Below are 14,313 nucleotides of genomic sequence, written 5' to 3' on the forward strand. Positions count from 1 at the left end.
AGAAGCCCTTGTTGTTTACAGCAGGGCGTATCCGGCCAATATCACGCGCGCCGCTTTGAAAATACCGGGGCCAGGCCGGAAACGCGCTACTTTCCCTCAATACCCCACCGTAAACCGCTCCCGCACATGCTGCGGTTTTTCAAGTTCATCTACCAGGGCAATCGCATAGTCTTCCATCGAGATATGACTTTTGCCGTTGGCATCCTTGAGCAATTGCTGTGAGCCCAGCCGGAATTGGCCGGTGCGCTCGCCGGGGCCGAATTCGGCGGAAGGGGAGATGAACGTCCATTCCACGCTGGATTCGCGGCGCAGATCGTCCAGGAAGCGCTTGCCAGCAGTGGCTTCCGGTTTGTATTCGGCGGGGAAATGCGGGCTATCGAGCACCAGCTGGCCGGGAGAGCCTTCAAGGCTGGCGGCGCCGCCAACCACGACCAAACGTTTCACCCCGGCGGCTTTGACTGCTTGCAGCAATGGCGCTGCGGTCAAGGTCTGAAAGCGCGCTGCGCTGACCACCGCATCGTAGCCGCGCAAGGCAGCTGCAATGCTTTCTGGCTGCGTCGCATCGCCCTGTTTGACGTCTACTCCGGTCGGTACGTCGGCCTTGCCCGGCGTGCGCACAATGCCGGTTACCTCGTGCCCGCGGCTTAAAGCTTCGGTGGCGATGCGCGAACCCGCACGGCCGGTAATTCCGATGATGGCGATTTTCATGATGACGCTTCCTTGATGAGAACAGTTGGCAATGGCTTGGTTGCTGGATCAAGCGCCGGGGTCGCGTAGACCAGATAGCCCATCACTGCAGCCACAATTGCCCGGCGGATTTCGGCCTGGCTGAACTGCGGGGGAGGATCGAGCACGGCGCTGTGAACCATGGTTTCAATGATCTTCATACAGGTCCAGACAGCGAGTTCCAGGTTTTCTGCCCGAATGGCCGCCCGATGGTGTTTAAGCAAATTCAGTACCTGCGCCGCGATGGTCACGTAGCCCTCGTGATGCGCCTGGTCGTGGCATTGCATATCGCCGTTTTCCAGCGCGCGATGCATTTCCGGTTCCAGCAAATGCGCTTCATGCACCGCTTCTACTATCCGTTCTACGGCGGTTTGCAGATCAACCGAATACACCTCAGCGATCGCATTGGAGATCAGCGCGACCATTTCATTGGAATGGCGATCATGCAGGGCGGTGATCAATGCGTCTTTGTTCGGAAAATACTGGTAAATCGAGCCCACGCTGACACCCGCGCATTCGGCGACCAGATTGGTGTTGGTGCCAGCGTAACCACGCTCGGTTAAAACGCGAGCCGTGGCCTGCAAAATGGTCTCGACCATGACTTGCGAACGGGCCTGACGTGGCGATTTTCTTGGGCTGGGGAGGTCTGCCATGTTCATTCCAGGATGCGAGTAGGAAACGCGAGTAATTACTCATAGAATGCGCTCATTATACGAGTAAATGCTCGTATTTTTATACAGAGTTGTTTGTTCCGACTGGTGGCAGTGTTTTTCCTGGTTTTTCTTTGATGGAAGCTTGCGTCGATACAGTCGTTAGATATATCTTAAGACTTATATCGTAAGATATAAAAAGGTGCAAAGACACCGCTATGCCAATAACAGCCACAAAGGAAAAATCATGAGACTTACCAACGACAGTCGCACCGGGCAAACCCGGTCGTGGCAAAGCGGGGCAGTACCAGGTCATTTCAGCGGAGATGCAGCATGGGTGTGATTGAAAGCTTCAAGGCCTTGATCAAAGGCGAAACCATTCAGCGCGCCACCGTGTTGCGTGCCACCACGCTGGAGGGCGTGATCCGGCATGTGGTGCTCAGTGCGGACGGCATCTCGCAGATGACCGGGTATGAACCTGGTATGGAGATCGCGGTATTTGTCGATGGCCCAGCCATGCAAGTCCGGCGCAAGTACTCGGTGTACCGTTTTGACCGCGAGCGCGGCGAAATCGAGTTATTGATTCATTTGCACGGCCGTGGCCCGGGTAGCTCGTGGGCCCATTTGCTGGAACGTGGTGACAACGTGTGGTTTCGCGGATTCTCCGGGCGGATTACGGTTGATCAAACTGCCGCAGCTCACTGGTTCTTTGGTGATGCCACAACCCTCGCGCCATTTGCCGCTATTGCAGCAGCAACCAATGGCCGATGTGAAGGGGTGATTGACGGCGATGACCGAATCGGCCGCGTGATCGACGCGTTGCAATTGCCGTTTGTGCTGCTGGATAAACTGCATGGCAAATCCCGCCAGTCTGGCATCGCCCGGACGCTGGATTTACCAGCCCCCACCACTATTTACCTGGCCGGTGCTGCGGGCACAGTGCGGGACGTGCATACCGTATTACTGGAAGAGCGCGGTTTTGATGCGGCGTGGGTGCGCAAAAAGAATTTCTGGGGCGAACGGCGCAACTGATCGCTCACCGGTAATTGAATCGGGCCATTGTTTGCACAATGGCCCGATTTTCATGTGGACAGGGATTCAAGACGCCTCACATCTGCCTCAATGCCAGGCGCTGCCCACCTGGATATACCAGGCATTCTGTTCCTGGCTATGAGCGATATCGATCCCCACGCCCATACCCAGTTTGCGGGCAATCAGATAACGAAAGCCAACACCCACACCCACCGGCGTCGAAGCATCGCTCCATGTATGCCAGGTGCCCCAGGCTTTGCCAGCGCCGACAAACCCAAGCGCCGCCCAACGCGGGGTCACGTTCCAGCGCAGTTCGGTTTCCAGCATGACGGCGTTTTTGTCTTGATAGCGGCCTTTCTGCACGCCGCGCTGATCCACAAAAGGTTGCGCATAAAACGGCACGTCGCCGCTGGTGGCTTGCACATCCGCGCGCAACCCGAGTACCCACTCTTTACCAAACGGTAACCAGTTGAATACGCGTGCGTTGTAGGTATCAAAGTCCTGGCTACTGGCTAGCCAGCTGCGGGCGTACTGCGCTTCGATCTCTGCATAGGTGCCTTGGCTGGGCCAGAAAATGTTGTCACGGGTGTCATAGTCGATGACCAGCCCGCCCTTGCCGATGGTGAGGTCTTTTTCCAGTCCGCCCAATTCGGTGGCGACTTGCCCGGTAAAGGTGGTTTTCGCGTCTAGATAGGTGTAGCGAGGGCCGATATACCAACGCGTATCGGGGATTTTGAACAGTACTTGCTGCACCAGGAAATTGCCGTCGAGCTGATACGCGCGAGGCTCATTCAGCAAGCCAAAGTAGTCGGTTTTGAGATTTACTTTAGCGACGGCACCCAAGTACCGGATGCTGTCGTCATCCCATGAATGGAAATGGAACGCGCCCATGCCCCACGTGCCATTTTCAGTGGCAATACCGCCAAAGCCGGTGATATTGGGTGGTTGCAGCGTGCCGGTTTCTTTGGCTTTGGCTTGGGATTCAGCCATGGATTGATCAAAAAACAGCAGTGCTACGCCGCCGCCGTAGCCAACCGCCGGTTCCGTAATGATGCTGGGAACGGGGAGAAATCCCTTTTGATTCAAAAGATAGTCGCTCATGTCGAGCGCGCCGTCTTCAGGATCGGTGAGATTGGGCCAGGCCCGAGCATTGCCAGCGGCTAATAAAATGCAAACGCCGGCAAGCAGCCGGCGTACTGATAACTTTGTGTACATGGGCTTGAGCCTCTAGGAGCGGTCAAACCCAGTTTAGTTGGCGAATTGTCACTTTGCAGTAATCAGGTGGCGCTTGGGCAAAGTGCTCCGGGTGAGGGTTTATTCGGTGATGCCGGGGTTTTCGATTTCGAGCGTCGCGGCTTCCAGGATGGCGGCAATGCGGCGTTGTTCGGCTTCGCTGGCACCGATTTTGGAGCGCAAAGCGGCTTTCAGGGCAAAACGCGCATTATTTAGTGCTGTAATAAAGCGGCTACCGTCCTCTTCCACGCTCATGCCAAAGCGGCCCGCATGGCGATCCAGCTTTTCGCCAAAGACTTCGCGGATGCGGTCCATTTTGTCGCCGATAAAGGTCAGCTTGCTCAGGATGGCATTCACGCGTGGGCGGTTTTCTGCCAGCGAGGCGCGACCTTCAGCGGTGATCTCGTACAGCTTCTTGTTGCCTTCCTGCGTCACGCTGGCCTGGCCAACTTCTTCCAGGTAGGTGAGCGCGGGGTAAACCATGCCGGGGCTGGGCGCGTAAAAGCCGTTGGTACGTTCTTCCAGCGCTTTGATGACTTCGTAACCATGGCGCGGTTTTTCTTCCAGCAAAGCCAGGATGATCAGTTGCAGGTCGGCGGAAGACAACTTGCGGCCCGAGCGAAAATCGCGCCCGCCGCCACCAGCCTCGTCGTCAAAACCGCCGCCGAAGCCACCGTGACCGTGGCCACGGCCGTGACGGCCAATCATGTGGCGCATATGGTCATGCCACTCATGGTGCATGTGATGATGTTCGCGCAGCTTGCGAATGAATTGTTTCATGGGGTTATTCCTTTGTAGATGGTGCTTTGGTTTATCTCCGGCCTCGTTGGGCCGGTTTGGTTTTGCTTTTATATCTTACGATATGTGTCTTAAGATATATTTTGCCAGAAGCGAAGTCAAGCGCTTGGGCGATAAGCGGCGAGGGATATCCCGTGCTCGCAGGTCTCATCCGCGCAATTTTGTTCAATCCGGCACACCCCGTTTTGGCCAGACTGCCTGCTTTCGAGTTTTATCTGGACAAGGTGGTACGCATGTTCTGGCACGAATTCCTGCTGATTGCCGGCACTCATTTTCTCGCGCTGTTAAGCCCCGGCCCGGACTTCTTGCTGGTGCTGCGCAGTGCGTTGACCCAGTCACGGCGACATACGCTAGGGGTGTGTCTGGGCATCGCGCTGGCCAACGGGATTTATATCTTGTGCGCGCTGGCCGGGTTCTCGCTGCTGCGTCATAACGCGGTGTTGTTGCAGGCGCTCAAATGGGCCGGGTGCGCGTGGCTGATATGGATTGCCTGGCAGTTTGTGCGTGGCGGGTTGGCACGCAAGGCGCTGCCCGACACTGCGCCAACAGCTAGCACCACCGGCGGTTTGGTTTCTGGTTTGCTGAGCGGTTTGGGTTCGGGCGGATTCAATCCCAAAAACGCGTTGTTTTATCTGGGCCTGTTTACGCTGGCGGTGAGTCCGCAAACGCCGCTGATAATTCAGACCGGGTATGGGCTGTGGATGGTGAGTGCGGTGTTTCTGTGGGATTGGCTACTGGCCATGTTGCTACGCCATCGGCACATAGGCGGGGCACTCACGCGTCATCTGTCACAGATCGAGATTGGTGCTGGCATGGTACTGCTGGTGCTGGCGGTGGGTATGGCGCTGGGTGGCTCAGCGTGAGCGGTCGATCAGCCGATATTGCCCCGGTGTTGCCGCAACATGGCGTTTGAAGACGCGCTGCAAATGCGCCTGATCGGCAAACCCGACCTGCGCGGCTACGTCGGCCAGTGATTGCTGGTTGCGTACCAGTTGCCGCGCCTGATTGATTTGTTGATCAACCAGCCAGGCGTGCGGTGTCATGCCCAGTTCGCTGCGGAACAATCGCACCAGATGCCAAGGGCTGGCCCCGGCGACCTTTGCCAGTTGCGCCAGTGTGATGCGTTGCCCGCGCTGCCCCGCCAGGAACTGCAGCGCTTTGCTGATGCGCGGATCGGACTGCCGTACAGCTTGCTGTGGCAACAACTCGCTGGCACGCAGGTAGATGTGTGTGAGGCACGCCTGCAGCGCGGCCACCCGCCGGGCTGGGTCAAGCGCGGGCGCGGCAGCCAGCAGTTCGGTTAATGTCTCGATTTGCGCGACCAGATCAGTATCGTGAATCACGCCATGTCCTTGCGTGAGCAGCGTTGCCGGTTGGCCCAAGCGTTGCCACAGCGCGGTGAGCCACGCCGCATCAATGTGAAACATGCGATAGCTCCAGCGCTTGCCCGGTTCGGGGTTACAGGCATGAACCTCGTCCGGACCTACCATCACCACTGAACCTGGCCGCAATGGCACCGTCTGGTCGCGATGCGTAAACAGACTGCTCCCGGCATCGACGATCCCGATCGAGAAAGTGGGATGCGTGTGTGCCTGGTAACAGGCCCGGCCATTGTGGCTGCGGCGACCTTCCACAAAATACCAATCAGGGTTGGCCCAAAAGGTGGTTTGTTCCAGTTCATTGATTTTCATGGATATTCTGCGAATTTTGCGTGATCAGGTGTGAACTCATTTCTAGCATATTTACCTGGCCGCTGGTGAACTTATGGTCCATGCACTAAAACCAACGCAGGAGGAGGCAGCAGAATGACACAAGCAGACGCCTCCCCGCGGCACTGATCTGCGCTTTGGCCATGATCGGTTCCGGTCCAATTGAAGACCTCAAAAGGGGCTCGGTATGTTCAAGAATATGCTTCAGGCCATAGCGGCGTTATGCGCCGGCGTGATGCTGGCGCTGGCGCCCACGGCGTTTGCCGCAGCGACGCCGACCACTAACGCGCCATGGCCTCATCACTACACCGTGGATGGCACGGCAATCACCTTTTACCAGCCGCAGCTCGATAGCTGGTCTGGCAATACCCTCAAAGGGCGGCTGGCTATCTCGGTTAAAAAGGGCACGGCCACCGGTAAAGACGGCAAACAGCAAGATTTGCTGGCCTACGGCGTAGGCTGGTTTTCGGCCCGCACCGATACCAACAAGGTGGCGCGGACGGTGCTGCTGGATAACGTGGTGATCGACAAGGTGAGCTTCCCCACCGACTCGACCAACCAGAATAAATATCTGACGCTGGCGCGCAAGGCCATGCCGAACAAGCCGCTCACCGTGAGCCTGGATCAACTTGAGGCGACTCTGGCGATCAATCATGCCGACGCTGACCAAGCCAGTGTGACCGTGAACAACACACCGCCACAGATCATTTTCTCGTTTGAACCGGCCTTGCTGGTGCTGGTTGATGGCTCGCCATCGGTGAAGCCAACCAGCGCCAAGGGCATCAATCGCGTTATCAATACCCGTTCTTTGCTGCTGATGGAGGACGGCACCTGGTATCTGCGTTTTGCCGGTAAATGGATGAAAGCACCGGCATTGACGGGACCGTGGACCGCTGCGCCCAAGGTTTCGTCCGGGCTGGAACAAGCGTTGCAAGAGGCAGTTAACGCCAAAACGGTGGACGTCATGGATAAACCCACCGAGGCCATGAAAAAGACACTGGCTGCGGGCAAGTACCCGGCGATCTACACCGCTACCGGCCCGGCTGAATTGGTGATGGTCGATGGCGAGCCGCAGTTTGCACAGATTGCCGGCACATCTCTGGCCTATGTTGCAAACACGGCTGGCGACGTGTTTGTGGATTCCGCTACCGACAATACCTGGTACGTATTGCTGTCTGGCCGCTGGTTCAGCGCCAACTCCACCAAAGGTCCATGGACTTATGTTGCTGGTGAAAAGCTGCCGGCCGACTTTGCCAAGATCCCTTCAGACAGCGCCAAGAGCGCAGTGCTGGCTTCGATCCCTGGCACGCCGGAGGCACGTGAATCGCTGATCGCCAATTCGATCCCGCAAACCGCCAGCGTCAATCTGGCTCAGGCCAAGCTCAACGTGAGCTACGATGGAGGTCAACCGCAGTTCAAGGCCATTGATGGCACCGCGCTCAATTACGCGTGGAACACCGCCGTGCCGGTCATTCAGGTCAGCCCGACACAGTATTACGCGGTGCAAAACGGCGTGTGGTTCATGGCGCCGGCGCCTACTGGCCCTTGGTCGGTGGCATTGACCGTGCCTGCCGTGATCTACACGATCCCCGCTAACTCGCCCGTGCATTACGTGACTTATGTCTATGTTTACGGGCACACATCGGACGTGGTTTACGTGGGCTACACGCCTGGTTACTACGGTACCGTGGTCAACAGCGGCGTGGTGGTCTACGGCACGGGTTACACCTGCAACGCGTGGGTGGGCAATGTCTGGTACGGCTGCCCGGCTACCTATGGCTACAACGTCGCCTTTGGTTATGACGCCTTTGTGGGCTGGAGCTTTGGCTTTGTGGCTGGATGGGCTTGGGCTTCGGCCTGGTATGGCCCGTACTGGGGCCCGTGGTATGGCTGGTACGGCCCGTCGCCATGGTACTGGGGGCCGTCGGTGGCGGTGGGTAACGTCTATGGCCGCTGGGGCAATACCGTGGCGCAAGGCACGCGCGCTGCATGGTCCAATCCGTGGACTGGCAACTATGGCACCGCTGTACGCGGCAGCTTCTACAACGAGGCTACCGGCGGGCACGGTTATGGTTATGCCGGGCGTAACACCAATGCTTATACCGGCGTGACCAGCGCAGCGGCAGGTGGCGTGCGTTACAACCCGGAAACCGGTCGTGCAGTGGCAGGGCAAGGCGCTGCGGCCTATAACCCGAATACCGGGAATGGCATTGCCGGTGGTCAGAGAACTACCGTCAATACCAACACCGGTCGGGTAACCCACAGCACTTCAGGCGCCACTACTTCGGATCATGGTGCGACTGCCGCTGGCTCATTCAACAGCAAAGGGGCAGCCGGAGATGTGAATGGCGCGGGCTATGTGCATTACAACAAAGACACCGGCGACGTGACGCATGGTGGCGTGGTGAATGCGGGTGGCAATGTCTATGCCGGGAAAGACGGCAATGTATATCGTTACGACAAGGGCCAGGGCTGGCAGGAAGTGCAGCCGAACGGCCAGTTCAAGAACGTGAAGCCGCCAGCAGACGCCGGTGTGAACACAGACCAACTGGCGCGTGATCGCGGCAACGAGCGCACGGCAGAACGCACGCCGCAGGCCGCAGGTAGCAATGCGGGTCAGGCGCGGCAGTCGCTGGGGCAGAATGGCGGCGGAGAAATGCACCAGAATGCCGGTGAGCGCATGGGTGGCCAGGGCGTGCAGCGACCAGACAACTTCCATGGTTTTGACCGCAGCAGTTATGGCGGTGGTTTTCAAGGACGCATGGGTGGCGGACGGCGTTTCCGCTAATCACTCTGTCTCAGAAGCAGTAGCACATCACTAACCGAAAGGCCTGCAGGCAACTGCAGGCCTTTTTAAATCCGGCTTATCTGCCGGGTTATCTGTAGGGCCCGCTTGGGCGTAGCCAGCCCCCGTGGCATAGTGCTTGTTCTGCTGGTCGTCATACCTCGTCCTGAACCCACTGTTTGAGTCTGCCTCCTATGCTTTATATCCATACCCCGCCTGGTGACGCGAACTGGGCCAATCTGTTTCGACAAGCGCTGCCGCACATGCCGGTCGCGGCTTATCCAGAGACTGTCGACGATGCGGCGGTGGAATGGTTGGCCACGTGGCGACCGCCGCAAGGCTTATTTGCGCGCTTTCCCAATCTGCGTGCAGTGTTTGCCTTGGGCGCCGGCGTAGATCGCTTTTTGCAGCGCGATGATTTACCTGCCCATGTGCCAGTCATCCGCCTTACCGATGCCGGGATGGCACAGCAGATGATCGAATACGCGCTGTTTGGCGTACTGCGTTTTCAACGCAATATGGATGGCTACGTTCGCCAGCAACAAGCGGGTGTGTGGCAGCCATTACCGCAACGTGCCGCAGCCGAGGTACGTGTCAGCGTGCTGGGTCTGGGCGAACTGGGTGTACGCATTTGCCAGGCGTTGCTGGCGTTGGGTTACCCGGTCAGTGGCTGGAGTCGTAATGCCAAAACCGTCAATGGCGTGGATTGCCTGCACGGCCCAGCGGGGCTAGAGCAGCTATTGGCCCGCACTGATGTGTTGGTCTGCCTGTTGCCCGCCACGCCAGAAACGCGTGGCTTGCTGGATGAACAGCGCCTGACACTGTTACCCACCGGTGCTGCGATCATCAATGCCGGGCGCGGAGATTTGATCGATTTGAATGCCTTGCGGGCGCTGCTCGATAGCGGCCATCTGCAGGGTGCGCAACTGGATGTCTTTCCCGAAGAACCGCTGCCGGTGGATCACCCACTGTGGCGACATCCGCAGGTGTTTATCACCCCGCACGTTGCAGCCAACACCTTGCCGGGGCCATCGGTGCAGCAGATTGCAGACAAGCTGCGGGCACTGCAGCGCGGTGAAACGGTGGCCGGTGTGGTGGATCGGCAACGGGCTTATTAAGTGATGAAGTGCAAAGCGTAATGGCAGGGCGGTAATTTGTTGTGGCTGACATAGTTAATCTAATTACAATGGTAATCAAATTATTGAATTGAAATTACCAGTCCTGTCCATTTCCCGCTTTGCCCCGTTTGGAGTTACGCATGAAACCTGTCGTCATCCTCGCGTCCCCGGTGCCCGCAGATCTGCTGCAGCAACTGGCTGATACCTTCGATTTACGCCGGTTTGATGCCAAGGGCGCCAAGGCCGACTTGCCCACATGGCACGCCGCGCTCACCCAGGCCGAAGGCATGATTGGGGCAGGCATGCGCATTGATGCCGAACTACTGGCACTGGCGCCCAAATTGCGAGTGGTATCGACTATCTCGGCGGGTTACGACACCATCAAGGTGGCGGACCTCACGCAACGGCGAGTGGCGTTGTTCAACACTTCCGCCGCACTAGCCGCGACCACTGCAGATACCGCGCTGGCGCTGATGTTGGCGGTGGCGCGGCGAGTGGTGGAACTGGATGGCTGGGTGCGCGCTGGCGGCTGGCAAGCCAATCTGGCAGAGACATATTTTGGCGTGGATGTACACAGCAAAACGCTGGGCATTATCGGCATGGGTGGGATCGGTAGCGAAGTAGCGCGACGTGGCGCGCTGGGGTTTGGCATGAAGGTGCTGTACACCAAGCGCACTCCTAACCTGGCTGCAGAACAAGCTTATGGCGCCCGCCACGTTGAGCTGGATGAACTACTGACGCAGTCGGATTTTGTGGTGGTGACGGTGCCGCTGACAGCGCAAACCCGCAATCTGCTGGGCGCACCACAACTGGCTCTCATGAAGAAGGACGCCATTCTGATCAATATCGCGCGCGGTGGCATTGTGGATGAACACGCACTGGCCGCTGCGCTCATGGCAGGTCAGTTGCGTGGTGCCGGGCTGGATGTGTTTGCGGCTGAACCCACGCCGGTGGATGGCCCTTTGCTGAAGCTGCCCAATGTGGTGGCATTGCCGCATCTTGGGTCAGCCACGCTCGAGACCCGCAAAGCCATGGCTGTGAGCGCGGTCAGTAATCTGGTCAATGCGTTGGCGGGCAAGCCGGATTTAACCAATCTGGTCAATCCAGCTGCATTTTGAGAACGGGCAGGGTTGCGCCAGTCTTAGCCGCGCTCGCGCACGCTGAATGAACTGGCATAGCCATCGGGGTTGATGCCGGTCCAGTGATAGCCATCCATCAATACGCTGCTGCGGTATTCATCAACTGGCACGTTCACGCCGATGGCTTCAGCGGCTTCGCGGTAAAGCGCCGTCTGGTTGACCGCCTTGACGACCGTAATGGTGGTGCTGGCAAGTTCACGCGTCATACCCCAGCGCCGGAATTGCGACAGGAACCACAGGCCATCCGACAACCATGGGAAATTGACCTCGCCATCGGCAAAGAAGCGGATAGGCCTTGGCGGCTGACGGAGCGGCGCGCTGCCGTAATTACCCAATAGACGCGCGGTGATCAGATCCGCCGATTGCCCGATGATGGTGGCATCCGCCATCCAGCGTGCGGCTTCTTCGCGATGCGCCGAATCGTCCAGCCAGCGGCAGGCATCCAGCAATGTTTTGATCAAGGCGCGGGCGCTGCCGGGGTAGCGAGTGACAAAGTCCTGGCGGCAAGTCAGGGCTTTTTCCGGGTGATCGGGCCAAATTTCGCCACTGGTCACCACCGTCACACCGTTATGGGCGTTGGAGGCCAGCGTGCTCCACGGCTCACCGGCGCAATAGCCATCCAGTTCCCCTCTGGCCAGCGATTCCGCCATTTGTGACGGTGGAATGGTGACGCTGCGTAAATCGTTCAGCGGATGGATGCCCTGTGCAGCCAGCCAGTAATACAGCCATAACGCGTGGGTGCCGGTCGGAAAAGTATGCGCAAACACCCGGCGGCGTGGCGTGTCTGCCAGCTTCATGCGCAAGGAACCGCCAGATGTCACCGCTTCAGCCAGCGAATTGGACAGCGTAATCGCCTGACCATTCTGGTTCAGGGTCATCAGCACCGCCATGTCGGCTTGCTGGCCACCCAAGCCTAGATGAATGCCATAAGCCATACCGTGCAGCATCTGCGCGGCATCCAGCTCGCCACTCAGCAATTTGTCACGCAATGCCGACCAGGATGGCTGGCGGCATAGTTCCAGTGTAATGCCGTAACGAGCCCCCAGATTTCTGACCTGCGCGACGACCAGCGGCGCGCATTCGGCTTGGGCGACGTAGCCGAGCTTCAGATGCGTTTTTTCCGGGATGTCTTGGTCTGACCCGGCGCGATAGGGCGCGAGGGAGTTGGCGGGCATGGTGGTATCAGGTACAGAGCCGAATGGTCTGGCAGGTAGTTAAGATTGCGCTGGCACTGGTTCATATCGACCAACCAATGCCAGCCGCAACCGGAAAATTGAAAAGATGCCTGGGTTATAGACCGTTGGCGTGCAACAGCAAAGCGCGATCCGCAGTGATGCGGGCGGTTTCGGTTCGCCGTTGTTGCACGCTGGCGGCTTGGGTCAAACGGGCTACCAGCAAGGCCAGCACGGGCGCCACGCTGGCAGGCGTTGCTTCATGCGAGGCGTAAACCGAAACGCCCAGATCTCGCGTGGCTTGTTGCAAACGCAAATCGGCAAGCTGATCGCCCATGTGCAACCCACGCGGGGCATTGCGGTTCATCACCGCCAGTTGCTCCAGCGTATCGCGCAATGGCGATTCAGCGTCGACCAGCACCAGATCGGGTGACTGGCCTTCAATGAGTCGGACCAACCCCGGCGCCGTAGTGGCATCCGGGAGCAGGGCATAGCCACGGCGGGTGAGTGCTTGACGCACGTCGCCCAGGGCTTTTTCGGTATCGGTAACCAGAAGTATGCGCAGCATGGCTTGGCTTCTTTAGTAACGATGGGTAATCAGGCTAATGCAAGAAGCATGCCGGTGATGTGGCATTGCAACATAGAAGGCAGTGCTTTGATAAGTAAGGAGATTTGCTGATAGTAGAAACCCAGCCCAGTTTTGATTGCGCCATGTTGGTGCAGCGCTGAGTGGTTTTGGCGCATCGGATCAATGATGCGAATTTGCGCAAAGCGTAAGGCAGCTCAAAGCAAGAGCCGCTGAACGGCCTGGCGCTAACGGATGTCTGTTTGAGACGGTAGCGATCCCACAACCAGGGTGTTCGACCCGGCTTGGGTTCGGTATCAACAAACCATCAATAAATCAGTTCAGCAATAACTTTTCGTTCAAAGCGACCAGTTCTTGTCGCGGCTGGCGTTGCTGGCGAGAAGTGCTGACATCGTTATGGGTTGTGGTCGGGATAACCTGCTGTGCTGCGGCAAGATGCGGGTCGGCAACCATGTCTTTGCAGCCGTAAAGCGCTGCAAGCGTGAGCACCGCGCCGATGGCAAACAGCGGGTAATACAAAGGGGAACGGCGAGCGCGAATTGGCGGAAGGCGAAATTTGCTGAACATCGATAAACCTGTTTATGCAGTACCACAGTGAACAAGATCCGGAAAAACGGCGCGCCAGGCATTTGTATGCGCGTGGCTCGCAGCGGGTAATGGCTCCGGACAGGCCCGCAGTTTAGGCTGTAAGCATTACGATCAAGTGACATATCAGCTCAAGCTGGCACGGCATGGGGGTGACCACATTATGATTTCTGTCAGGCAATCCAACTGGCCGCAGCGCATTACAGGGGCGTACTACGCATCGGAAAACCGCGATCTGCTATCTTTGTGGGTCTACCTTCATCTCCATTTCCCGGAAATTTATCCGATGTCTGGCACCCTCGATTTTTCGGCCGTTACGGCCAACGACCTGGAAAACCTTGCCGATATCCGTGTGGCTGCCATGCGTGAAAGCCTGGAACGAGTGGGGCGATTTGACGAGAACCGGGCGCGCCAGCGCATGCGTGATCAGTTCAACGCACCTGCCACTCAAAGCATTAATCTGAACGGTGAGCGCGTCGGTTTTTACTGCATGACGCACGAGGCCGACGGCCTTCATCTGTATAATTTTTATCTATTGCCCAGCGTGAGCGGGCAAGGGTTGGGCTCGCAAGTGCTGCGGCATCTTATGGATGTGGCAGACGCCCACAACCAACCCATGCATCTGGCTGCTCTGCGTGGTAGCGACGCCAACCGTTTTTACGTCCGCCATGGCTTTGTCCTGACGCGCGAAGAAGAATGGGATCTTTATTACACCCGGCCGGCCCTGACCGTGAAGGCCGCCACCCCGTTGTGATCCAAACCTGCCCAGCCTGCAACTAC

At 58.0% G+C, this 14,313-nt stretch carries 14 protein-coding genes; 6 read left to right on the forward strand and 8 right to left on the reverse strand.

Features of this window, described 5'->3' with window-relative positions; translation table 11 throughout:
- Positions 1–96 precede the first annotated feature (96 nt).
- Positions 97–708 carry an NAD(P)-dependent oxidoreductase gene (locus tag P4L78_RS13440; protein WP_309328497.1) on the reverse strand — a complete coding sequence of 204 codons (612 nt, stop codon included), beginning with the start codon at positions 706–708 and terminating at the stop codon, positions 97–99.
- Positions 705–1,379 (reverse strand): TetR/AcrR family transcriptional regulator, encoded by a 675-nt coding sequence (locus tag P4L78_RS13445; protein WP_309328498.1) that lies wholly within the window; start codon positions 1,377–1,379, stop codon positions 705–707. Before P4L78_RS13445 ends, P4L78_RS13440 begins: the two co-directional genes overlap by 4 nt.
- Positions 1,380–1,709: 330 nt before the next feature.
- Here P4L78_RS13445 and P4L78_RS13450 point away from each other — a divergent pair, with 330 nt between their 5' ends.
- The gene (locus P4L78_RS13450) at positions 1,710–2,408 is read left to right on the forward strand and encodes a siderophore-interacting protein (RefSeq protein WP_283149855.1); all 699 of its coding nucleotides are present in this window, start codon (positions 1,710–1,712) and stop codon (positions 2,406–2,408) included.
- Positions 2,409–2,495: 87 nt separating this feature from the next.
- Here P4L78_RS13450 and P4L78_RS13455 read toward each other — a convergent pair whose 3' ends face one another.
- Together P4L78_RS13455 and P4L78_RS13460 are read right to left on the reverse strand one after the other, a co-directional pair.
- Positions 2,496–3,509, reverse strand: a complete 1,014-nt coding sequence (locus P4L78_RS13455) for a BamA/TamA family outer membrane protein (RefSeq protein ID WP_283149854.1) — start codon at positions 3,507–3,509, stop codon at positions 2,496–2,498.
- A 213-nt stretch (positions 3,510–3,722) separates the two neighbouring features.
- A complete protein-coding gene (locus P4L78_RS13460; RefSeq protein ID WP_283149853.1) occupies positions 3,723–4,421 on the reverse strand; it encodes a PadR family transcriptional regulator in 699 nt (232 codons plus the stop codon).
- Between the two features lie 152 nt (positions 4,422–4,573).
- Here P4L78_RS13460 and P4L78_RS13465 point away from each other — a divergent pair, with 152 nt between their 5' ends.
- Positions 4,574–5,302 (forward strand): LysE family translocator, encoded by a 729-nt coding sequence (locus P4L78_RS13465; protein WP_309328499.1) that lies wholly within the window; start codon positions 4,574–4,576, stop codon positions 5,300–5,302.
- Here P4L78_RS13465 and P4L78_RS13470 read toward each other — a convergent pair.
- Positions 5,294–6,130, reverse strand: coding sequence for an AraC family transcriptional regulator (locus P4L78_RS13470; RefSeq protein ID WP_283149851.1), 837 nt, complete (start codon positions 6,128–6,130; stop codon positions 5,294–5,296). The genes P4L78_RS13465 and P4L78_RS13470 overlap by 9 nt on opposite strands.
- 205 nt (positions 6,131–6,335) lie before the next feature.
- On the opposite strand from P4L78_RS13470, the gene P4L78_RS13475 reads away from it, so the two are divergent.
- From P4L78_RS13475 to P4L78_RS13485, 3 genes are all read left to right on the forward strand, one after another.
- Positions 6,336–8,936, forward strand: a complete 2,601-nt coding sequence (locus P4L78_RS13475; protein WP_309328500.1) for a hypothetical protein — start codon at positions 6,336–6,338, stop codon at positions 8,934–8,936.
- 191 nt (positions 8,937–9,127) lie between these two features.
- Positions 9,128–10,051, forward strand: coding sequence for a glyoxylate/hydroxypyruvate reductase A (locus P4L78_RS13480; RefSeq protein ID WP_283149849.1), 924 nt, complete (start codon positions 9,128–9,130; stop codon positions 10,049–10,051).
- A 140-nt stretch (positions 10,052–10,191) separates the two neighbouring features.
- Complete coding sequence (locus tag P4L78_RS13485; protein ID WP_283149848.1) at positions 10,192–11,169, forward strand: NAD(P)-dependent oxidoreductase; 978 nt, start codon at positions 10,192–10,194, stop codon at positions 11,167–11,169.
- Positions 11,170–11,192: 23 nt separating this feature from the next.
- Here P4L78_RS13485 and P4L78_RS13490 read toward each other — a convergent pair whose 3' ends face one another.
- The 3 genes from P4L78_RS13490 to P4L78_RS13500 form a co-directional block, all read right to left on the reverse strand.
- Positions 11,193–12,365: a CmpA/NrtA family ABC transporter substrate-binding protein gene (locus tag P4L78_RS13490; protein WP_283149847.1), complete on the reverse strand. Its 1,173-nt coding sequence runs from the start codon at positions 12,363–12,365 to the stop codon at positions 11,193–11,195.
- 115 nt (positions 12,366–12,480) lie between these two features.
- Entirely contained in the window at positions 12,481–12,930 is a 450-nt protein-coding gene (locus tag P4L78_RS13495) for a hypothetical protein (protein ID WP_309328501.1), read from the reverse strand.
- Positions 12,931–13,263: 333 nt separating this feature from the next.
- Positions 13,264–13,515: a hypothetical protein gene (locus P4L78_RS13500; RefSeq protein ID WP_309328502.1), complete on the reverse strand. Its 252-nt coding sequence runs from the start codon at positions 13,513–13,515 to the stop codon at positions 13,264–13,266.
- 136 nt (positions 13,516–13,651) lie between these two features.
- Between P4L78_RS13500 and P4L78_RS13505 the strand changes: the two genes are divergently transcribed.
- Positions 13,652–14,287 (forward strand): GNAT family N-acetyltransferase, encoded by a 636-nt coding sequence (locus P4L78_RS13505; protein WP_309328503.1) that lies wholly within the window; start codon positions 13,652–13,654, stop codon positions 14,285–14,287.
- The last annotated feature ends 26 nt before the right edge of the window (positions 14,288–14,313 follow it).

Origin of the sequence: Silvimonas sp., from assembly GCF_031291215.1 — a bacterium.
GTDB classification, from domain to species: domain Bacteria; phylum Pseudomonadota; class Gammaproteobacteria; order Burkholderiales; family Chitinibacteraceae; genus Silvimonas; species Silvimonas soli.

Excerpts from the sequence above, each read along its gene's own strand:
- P4L78_RS13440 (WP_309328497.1), bottom strand. The coding sequence starts at position 708 with ATGAAAATCGCCATCATCGGAATTACCGGCCGTGCGGGTTCGCGCATC.
- P4L78_RS13445 (WP_309328498.1), bottom strand. The coding sequence starts at position 1,379 with ATGGCAGACCTCCCCAGCCCAAGAAAATCGCCACGTCAGGCCCGTTCG.
- P4L78_RS13450 (WP_283149855.1), top strand. The coding sequence starts at position 1,710 with ATGGGTGTGATTGAAAGCTTCAAGGCCTTGATCAAAGGCGAAACCATT.
- P4L78_RS13455 (WP_283149854.1), bottom strand. The coding sequence starts at position 3,509 with ATGAGCGACTATCTTTTGAATCAAAAGGGATTTCTCCCCGTTCCCAGC.
- P4L78_RS13460 (WP_283149853.1), bottom strand. The coding sequence starts at position 4,421 with ATGAAACAATTCATTCGCAAGCTGCGCGAACATCATCACATGCACCAT.
- P4L78_RS13470 (WP_283149851.1), bottom strand. The coding sequence starts at position 6,130 with ATGAAAATCAATGAACTGGAACAAACCACCTTTTGGGCCAACCCTGAT.
- P4L78_RS13475 (WP_309328500.1), top strand. The coding sequence starts at position 6,336 with ATGTTCAAGAATATGCTTCAGGCCATAGCGGCGTTATGCGCCGGCGTG.
- P4L78_RS13480 (WP_283149849.1), top strand. The coding sequence starts at position 9,128 with ATGCTTTATATCCATACCCCGCCTGGTGACGCGAACTGGGCCAATCTG.
- P4L78_RS13485 (WP_283149848.1), top strand. The coding sequence starts at position 10,192 with ATGAAACCTGTCGTCATCCTCGCGTCCCCGGTGCCCGCAGATCTGCTG.
- P4L78_RS13490 (WP_283149847.1), bottom strand. The coding sequence starts at position 12,365 with ATGCCCGCCAACTCCCTCGCGCCCTATCGCGCCGGGTCAGACCAAGAC.
- P4L78_RS13495 (WP_309328501.1), bottom strand. The coding sequence starts at position 12,930 with ATGCTGCGCATACTTCTGGTTACCGATACCGAAAAAGCCCTGGGCGAC.
- P4L78_RS13500 (WP_309328502.1), bottom strand. The coding sequence starts at position 13,515 with ATGTTCAGCAAATTTCGCCTTCCGCCAATTCGCGCTCGCCGTTCCCCT.